This is a genomic window from Bacillus sp. (in: firmicutes) (assembly GCA_017656295.1).
GTDB lineage: Bacteria > Bacillota > Bacilli > Bacillales > JACDOC01 > JACDOC01.
In genome coordinates this window covers 1-1,793 of record JACDOC010000039.1, presented here as the reverse complement: position 1 = coordinate 1,793, position 1,793 = coordinate 1, and the positions used below count along the sequence as shown (strand labels likewise).

General features: G+C 42.6%; 1 protein-coding gene. It reads left to right on the top strand.

The features are described from left to right. Nucleotides 1-115 precede the first annotated feature (115 nt). The gene (locus H0Z31_15590) at nucleotides 116-1,402 is read left to right on the top strand and encodes an IS110 family transposase (GenBank protein ID MBO8178843.1); all 1,287 of its coding nucleotides are present in this window, start codon (nucleotides 116-118) and stop codon (nucleotides 1,400-1,402) included. Nucleotides 1,403-1,793: the final 391 nt, after the last annotated feature.

The window sequence follows — 1,793 nt, the reverse complement described above, 5'->3', positions numbered from 1 at the left end:
AAGGGAGCATTCCTGTAATGAGGAAAAATGAGATTTGAAACAAAAAAAGTCCCCTTGGTATGATACAGGGTGTCAAGGCCTTGACCCCTAACTTATAAACCAAGGAGGACCTAATATGAATTATAACCGAAATTCGAAAATTAGACAAATCACTGAACAAACATTAATCATTGGCGTTGATATCGCAAAACACAAACACGTGGCAAGAGCTCAAGATCACCGGGGATTCGATCTATCGAAGGCCGTTGTATTTGAAAACTCAAGAACAGGGTTTCAAACGTTTTTAAATTGGGTACACACCTTGATGAATCAACATGAAAAAAGAGATGTCATCGTAGGAATGGAGCCAACGGGACACTATTGGCTAAATCTTGCTTACTTCTTACAAGCCTATGACATCCGATGTGTTACCGTGAATCCGATGCATGTGAAACGAAGTAAAGAGCTGGATGACAACTCTCCTACGAAAAATGACGTGAAAGACGCAAAAGTCATAGCCCAACTCGTCAAGGATGGACGATATTCCATCCCGATTCTTCCAGAGGGAATCTACGCAGAATTACGTGAAGGCATGAAACTTCATGACATGGTGACACAGGATCTATATGCGGTTCAAGCCCAAGTACACAATTGGCTGGATCGCTATTTTCCGGAGTTTCTTACGGTGTTTAAAGATTGGACCGGAAAAGCAGCACTGCAACTTTTAAAAACAGGATATCTTCCAAAAGAAATCGCAAAGATTCCATGCGAACAGCTTCTTTTGGAAGTCAAGAAAGTAGTCAAACGAGCCGTTGGAAGGAAGCGAATCGAACAATTGAAAGAGGCAGCCCAATCCTCTATCGGGCTTCAAACGGGCACTCAAATGGCCAAGGAAGAATTACGTTATTTACTCGAGAAATATGAGTATTTAACCCATCGTCTAGACGAACTGGAAAAGCAATTAAGTGAAATGGTTCAAACGATTCCGGGCGCCAAAGAGATGGGCGAGATCAAAGGCATCGGAGAAATGACGGTTGTCGGCTTTTTCGCGGAAGTGGGTAGCCTTCACCAGTATCAGCATCCACGCCAAATCATCAAACTGGCGGGGTTGAACTTAAAAAAGAATGAATCAGGGAAACATCGAGGAAAAACGACGATTAGTAAACGAGGCCGAAAACGACTGCGCGCCCTCTTATTCCGGGTGGTGATGCCCCTATCAGCGAAAAACAGAGCCTTTAAAGCCTTACATGAATACTATCGCACACGGCCGGATAACCCATTAACCGGTAAGCAGTCTCTTGTCGCTTTATGCAGTAAACTCATTCGAATCTTGTTTACCATTGGTCGACGTCAAATTTCGTTCAGTGAAGAGAAAATGATGCAAGATATTCCACACTTAAAGACATTACAGGAAGTCGCTTAACCTGAAAACATGTATCGAAGATAGACATCAGAAGCACGGAGAAGTCGGTCGTTATCACACCATACGGGCATAGACCCAGTAAGGGAGCCTATTCCGACCTCCACCTCATGGATAGGTTGAACGAAGGAATGTAGGAGCAAAGGACTCCGTGAGACATGGGAGGGTACACCGCCATGAGACGAGTGGAGATCCACAGGTGCGATCATAGGGAAATGTCCTCCATTTTCAAAAAAATAGGATGATGGAGTTTGTTCCCCTACACCCTACCTATCCAAAAATTTATAAATATTCAAGATATATCCTTATTTCTGATGTCTACGAAACGTCGATGCTTATAAAAATCAAAGAAATTTAAAGAAAAAACGAGTAAATCAATATTTTATAGAGGGAG